This window comes from Candidatus Poribacteria bacterium (assembly GCA_021295755.1).
GTDB lineage: Bacteria > Poribacteria > WGA-4E > WGA-4E > PCPOR2b > PCPOR2b.
The window spans coordinates 1-6,568 of the sequence record JAGWBT010000157.1; the positions used below are offsets into that span (position 1 = coordinate 1).

General features: G+C 48.9%; 6 protein-coding genes. 1 reads left to right on the plus strand and 5 read right to left on the minus strand.

Annotated elements, in window-relative coordinates:
• The 3 genes from J4G02_19440 to J4G02_19450 form a co-directional block, all read right to left on the minus strand.
• A partial coding sequence (locus J4G02_19440) for a helix-turn-helix domain-containing protein (GenBank protein MCE2396708.1) occupies positions 1 to 354 on the minus strand: 354 nt, incomplete at its 3' end.
• A 205-nt stretch (positions 355 to 559) separates the two neighbouring features.
• Complete coding sequence (locus J4G02_19445; GenBank protein MCE2396709.1) at positions 560 to 1,597, minus strand: alcohol dehydrogenase catalytic domain-containing protein; 1,038 nt, start codon at positions 1,595 to 1,597, stop codon at positions 560 to 562.
• Between the two features lie 13 nt (positions 1,598 to 1,610).
• On the minus strand, positions 1,611 to 2,969 hold the full coding sequence (locus tag J4G02_19450; protein MCE2396710.1) for a sigma-54-dependent Fis family transcriptional regulator: 1,359 nt from the start codon (positions 2,967 to 2,969) through the stop codon (positions 1,611 to 1,613).
• Positions 2,970 to 3,741: 772 nt separating this feature from the next.
• Here J4G02_19450 and J4G02_19455 point away from each other — a divergent pair.
• Positions 3,742 to 4,938 (plus strand): serine hydrolase, encoded by a 1,197-nt coding sequence (locus J4G02_19455; protein MCE2396711.1) that lies wholly within the window; start codon positions 3,742 to 3,744, stop codon positions 4,936 to 4,938.
• Positions 4,939 to 5,026: 88 nt separating this feature from the next.
• On the opposite strand, the gene J4G02_19460 is transcribed toward J4G02_19455, so the two are convergent.
• Together J4G02_19460 and J4G02_19465 are read right to left on the minus strand one after the other, a co-directional pair.
• The gene (locus J4G02_19460; protein ID MCE2396712.1) at positions 5,027 to 5,791 is read right to left on the minus strand and encodes a DNA alkylation repair protein; all 765 of its coding nucleotides are present in this window, start codon (positions 5,789 to 5,791) and stop codon (positions 5,027 to 5,029) included.
• 4 nt (positions 5,792 to 5,795) lie between these two features.
• The coding region (locus tag J4G02_19465; GenBank protein ID MCE2396713.1) for a hypothetical protein at positions 5,796 to 6,568 on the minus strand (773 nt) is incomplete at its 5' end.

Here is a 6,568-nt window from a genome sequence, read left to right on the forward strand (position 1 = left end):
AGTTGTGCCTCTGCCTGCGTCTGCTTGGAAACGCTGTCCTTTAGAACGCTTCTTGAACTTGGGAAATAGACTCTGACCTGACTTCCAACGCTTGATAGCATCTTGGAAGTTGAAGTAAATCGCATTATGGGCAGCACGTTGATTGAGTTGACTACACCATTCATAAGTATCACGCTTGATAGCATTAAAGCGTTTGTTTAACTCTATATGGCTACGCCATTCGTCATTGTCTAAACCATCCTTAAAATCTGCAAGGACATGATTGTAGGCTACACGGGCATAACCACAATGTTGAGCGAATTGCGTTGCCTGAACGTTGTTGGGATCTAAAGCGATTTTGTGGGTTTTTAACATGGGATTGTCTTTCCGTCTTTCGATTCCTGTTGCAGAGGATGTGGGAGACACCGCCATGCGACGGGGTGCAACTCTCCCACCGAAAGACGAAACAAGTATCACACTTTTTACCGTGAAAATTAACTAAAATTACGCCGTTTGACCCAACCCTAAAGCATTGGGATTGTTTCCAGTATTTTCATAATTCCCTCAAGTAGTTAAAAGTTCACTGGCGCAAATGCACTTTAATCGCGCCGGAACGTTTGTCGGCGGAAACCCTGAACGCTTCAACAACGTCCTCCAGTGGATACCGGTGGGTCACCAGCTTAGTCGCATCAACCTTACCGGACGAGATGAGTTCAATCGCTGCGCCGAAATCGGTGTCCATGCCGGTGAAGCCGTAACAGTTAGAGCCAGTGACAATTGCCTCTGACCAAACGATACGGCTCAGATCTACTTCCAACGGCTCAAAATATCCTGCCACGAGCACAACTGTTCCGTGTCGCCGGACGATGCCCATCGCAGCATCGAAGTTCTGTCCACCCCCAACGGTCTCAATCACAGCATCCATTCCCAAACCACTCGTCAAATCGTTGACATATTCTTTAAGATCCGTGTCGCCAATGTTGACCACATGGTCAGCACCTAATTCCTTCGCCAATTTAGCTTGCTGATCATACTTGACAGTGATTAAAGTTTCTTTGACCCCTGCTGCCACTGCCGCTGCGAGGGCGAACTGTCCGATGGTTCCGCCGCCAATAATTGCAACCCGGTCCTGATAGCTCGCGTTGGCTTGCCCCACAGCACGGTAGGAGACCGCAAGCGGCTCAACCAAAGCTCCTTCTTCAAAACTCATGCTTTCAGGCAGCTTAAAGAGTCCTGAAATATGGGCATTTGTGTACTCTGCAAAGCCCCCGTGCGCATTGTGTGAAACCCATTGGCGTTCCGAACAGTGATTGTAATAGCCCTTTCGGCAGTAGAGGCAGCGTCCACAGTGTGAGAAAAATTCGATCGCGACCTTATCACCCGGTTGAAGCCCCGTAACACCTTCACCCAGCTCGATAACAGTGCCGCAGGTTTCGTGGCCGGCGGCGTGGGTATGCGATTGATCCCAGTGCCCAAAATAGCTGTGGAGGTCACTCCCGCAGATTCCGGTTTGCTTGGTGTCGATGCCGACGTACCCCGGCGCAGGGGGCTCGTATCCCACCTCTTGAATGCTAATTTGTTCGATGCCTGTGTAAATCGCGGCTTTCATTGTACTCATGAGAATTTCTCCTTTAACGTTTGATATCATACTGCCGCATTTTGCGATGCAGATTTGTGCGTTCAATGCCAAGCTGCCTAGCAGTTTCGGTGATATTCCAGTCGTTCGTTTCAAGACGATTTCGGATAAAATGATGCTCAAACTCGTTTTTTGCCTCTCTGAGTGGGGTCTCTGTGCTAACCAGAGACGGATCGCCGCGACGACTGAGTTCCATGGGTAAGTCGTCAACCCCAATAGTTTCGCGAGGACACAAGATGACAAGTCGCTCTATCATATTTCGAAGTTCTCGGACATTGCCGGGCCAATGGTATCCGCTCAATATCTCCAGCGCGTTTTCGTGTATTGTCATGGTCGGTTTCTGGTTTTCTCGGCAGAAGCGAGACAAAAAATAATCGATAAGTAAAGGGAGGTCCGTAACCCGCTCGCGCAAAGGTAAGATGTGAAGAGGCACAACATTTAATCGGTAGTAGAGATCTTCACGGAACTTGTCGCCCTGAATCTCTTCCTGTAAGTCTTTGTTCGTCGCAGAAATGACACGGACATCAACATGCACGGTTTGTCCGCCGCCGACCCGTTCGAATTCCTGCTCCTCAAGGACACGAAGTACCTTTGCTTGCGTTGATGGACTCATATCAGCAATCTCATCGAGAAAGATGGTGCCACCATCAGCCTGCTCAAATTTCCCAATGCGTCGACTTGATGCACCGGTGAACGCGCCACGTTCATGCCCGAAAAGCTCGGATTCAATGAGATCTGTTGGGATAGCCGCACAGTTCACTTTGACAAAAGCAGCTTTATCGCGTGGACTGAGGTTGTGAATGGCGTAGGCAATCAGCTCTTTTCCAGTACCACTTTCGCCGGTGATAAGAACACGCCCATTTGTCGGGGCAACCTGCCGAATCTTTGCCAACATTTCCTGTATCGGTTGGCTAGTGCCAATAATCGGACGTTCAAAATCGCCGCTTTCCGCTGATGGGTGCGCACGCCTGCGTTCAATTTTCTGGGTAGCTTCTTCCACTTTAGCCAGTACAATATCCAACGAAAGAGGTTTTCCAAAAAAGTCGAGTGCACCTATGCTCCCAGCCTCTAATGCAAGCTCAAATGTACCGTGCCCGGTGATCATGATGACTTCCGTATCGGGGGATATCTGCTTAATTCGTCGTAGGGTCTCAAGTCCGTCAAAGCCGCCGGGCATTAAAATGTCCAGAAACACCAAGTCAATCTGCTCACTTGCAACATAACGAATCCCCGGCTCACCATTATAAGCGGTTACAACGTTGTATCCCTCATCCTCGAAAATACCTTGCAGCGATTCGCAGATGCTCGCCTCGTCATCTATGATTAATATGTTTGGTTTGAATTGCTGTTTCACGATATTAACCTATGATTCTTATTTCTGGACCAAACCCCTCTTGACGCAGAGATTATTAAACGATATAATAAAAAAACGCAATTTTTCGAGGATTAGGATAGAGATTTTATTGATTTACTAGAAACCAAATTGTGATTGCAGCCGTTGATTTTCAGCTAGGAGGTATGTTGTCGATTCATCGGTCGAAAGACGGGGATTTTCCCACTGGCGTGTCTCCCACTCTTGAGTATCGTCGGCAGTCCGCCAACTTTCCGATTCCTTCCGCAGGAAAACGCTGAAGTGCTGCTACTGTTGCGAAGAAAAGATTGTATTTATTGTAAGGGGTATGTTTGCTTCCTGTCTGGGTTTGGTATAAGTCAAAAGGATTATCGTTTTTCCGCTATGCGTTCCTTTTATTGGTTAAACCTTTGAAAGTTTGGCACGTCTTTATGCTATCATAGCACAATTGGACGCACAGATCCAACAGAATTACAGCAAATATCCCCACCGTTTCGGTCAAGGTGAGATAAGATAACATCACCTCACCTGCATTAACCAACCAATCCTCTTTTGTGGCCAATCAGCCGCATAATAGAGGCACCCCGGTGACGTTTCAAACTATTTCCGGAATAGCATAGCCAAAAATGGTGTGCCTGTCAACGAAATGGTGAAACGTTGATGTACTATCCGCATTATCTTTTTTATGACGAAAATACATCCGCATTTATTCATTTGTAGTTTAATCAGTTTCCTATTGCCCGTGTCCGCGTCGTTTGCATCGAGAACTTATGATGTGAGTTATTTTTGGGGGAGTAAGCAGCAGTATGCTAACACATATGCTAGCAAAGTTAAGCGAGCACTAGGTTCAAATATCGCAAAGCAGATCAAGGTAGTACGGAACGCGAAGGGGCAATACGGTGTCATCTATGATCGGGATGGCAATTATGAGACTGCCCATCGGGTCGCAATGAATCACGCGAAGTTACTTCGTCAAGCAGGAGTAACGAAAGCGAAAGGGTATGATGCTGCCTACCCAATTCCGGATCAGCGTTACCCGTCTGGACCAAGTAAGCAACCGTCAAGCAAGCAAAAACCCACACCGCAAAGACCTAGCCAACAAAGGCCTACACCGCTGCAATTCGACATCACTGTCGATTCCAATCTTGAGGCGGACATCGATCTATACATCAAGGGACTGCGGTTCAGGGGTGTACTGGGAAGCACAGACCGAACCAGCTTTGTTGTCTATGATGTGACTAAGCAGAAAAAAGTGGTCTCAATCAATGAAGACCAAACAATGATGGCCGCTTCGCTAATCAAGAACTTTATAATGCTTGCTTACTTTCATGAGGTGAAACACAAACGACTTGAGCATACTGCTAAGAATCGCCAACAACTCCGTCAGATGATCCAAAGAAGTGCCAATACATCGACCAACCATTTCATCAGATTGCTCGGTGGTCCGCGCGGCGTGCAGCGAATCCTAAAATGGAACTATCCTTACTTCAATCAGACTCGCATCGTTGAATACATTCCCGCCGGCGGTAGAACTTATCGGAACATGACCTCAGCACGTGATTTGAATAAGTTCTATAATCAGTTGTGGCTTGGGAACCTACCATATTCAAACAAAATGAAATATTATCTGGGACTTCCGAACGGTGATCGTATGCACGATAAAACCTGTATACCGTCAAATGTTCGTGTGTATCATAAAACCGGAACCGTTTACGGTTTGGTCGCCGATAGCGGTATTTTGGCAATCATCGGTCCGCAAGGGAAACAGCGGGCTTACATCTTTACTGGCATAATTGAAGACCAAACCAAAACCAGCAATCGCAATCGTTCCGAAGCTTTTTGGTCATGGGTGAGACGCCGATCCGATACGTTACGGCGCGTATCGGAAGCAGTTTATGAGTACATCTACGAAGTCCATTACGGCGGAAGTTTTGATTGTCGCGCCCATGCAGGTCAACACCTGAAACGTTGATTGTATCGGCTTCCACGATGATACGACACTCACCTATAACGACGTGCTAGTAATAAGCACATCCACACACCCTACCCTTTACGTACAATTACGGCACAGCGGCTATATCACCGGTCTTGAGGAGGATGCGTAAAGCCTCACGTTTGCTGAGTGTGCTTAGCCGGTGGGCGTTGTCCATGATGTAGGCGACAACCTCGTCCGGATTGGTCTTGGCGTATTCGCGCAGCGCCCAACCGGTCGCCTTGCGAAGGAAGAACTCCCGGCGCTCAATGGACGGGGCAATACACGCCCGAAGCAACTCAAAGTCCGTAGCCTCCTTGAATCTCAATTGACAGATAATCGATGTGCGACGTTTCCAGATGTCGGCCGAATGTGCCCATTCAAGCATTCGAGTTTTCATCTTCTCTGGATACTGTTTTAGGAGATTGCCGACAAGCCGGGAGGCGATGGTGTCGACATAGTCCCACCACGCGCCATCGGTGATCATCTCCTCGTAGCAAGGAAGCGCGTCAAGCGTCTGGAAACCACGGTAGGCACGATGCTCCGCGAGCTTGATAGCGGCGTAACGCTCCTCTCGGTAATCCGCATTCCGCCAAATAGTGAAAATGGCATCCAGCCAGCATTGCTGGGCCTCAAGTGGGTGAGCCGTGAAAACTTTTCGACATATCGCTTTTAGTGCCGGTGTTTGGACTCCAAGATACGGCATTTCTGACTTCATGTAAGCCTGCATCCCCGGTGCCTTCTCAGGATTGGCACTTTTTCGTAACGCTTCCTGCAGTGCACGACGAAGCGCGGCAGACCTACAGCATCGGGACTGACCTTCTTGTGCAGACACCGAGTTTTCGGATTTCATCAACCTACCTCCATGACCGCTTGAAAGCGTCCAAGCCTGCGCGAGCCGCCTGTAGAAGCAGGTAGTAATCAGGACCGTAGCCCAAAACAGTGAAACCTTGGGCTTGTCGCCTCTGCAATCCCTCCGGTGTGCTATCTCCGAACCCGATGGCAACATCACCTTTGTGACCAATCTCTAAGGCACGTTCAATAACGGCATCAGTCTCTGGATGCGGCATGTGAAGCGGGTTCAACCCCATCGACAGGCACAGATCCCACATACCGATATATAACACATCGACGCCGGGGATAGCCCCGATCTCCGCCAAGTTTTCCACAGCCTCTTTGGTCTCAATGAGCAAGAAGACAAGTATATTGTCATTCGCCCGGTTGAAATAGTCTTCATTGTCAACCGTGTATTGCGAGGCACGCAACGGTCCCCAGCCCCGTGTGCCTTGCGGTGGGTAGCGGGTGGCATCAACGATAGCCTGTGCCTCATCAGCAGTCTTTACCATCGGCACAAGAATTCCCATACCGCCTATGTCCAACGCCCTTTGGATGAAGACAGGATCGGCAGAGGGGGTGCGGACGATGGGGACGGCTTCGGTCCCGTTGATCGCCATGAGCATGTGCTCAATCTGGGCGGTATCGAGTGCGTTATGTTCCGTTTCGATAACCAACCAATCATACCCAGCATGTGCCAAGAGTTCAGCAAGGTTTGGACTGCCCAACCCCATGAAGCAACCGATAGTCGGTTGACCGGTGAGGATCTTTTCTCGAACCCAATTCGTTCTCATCT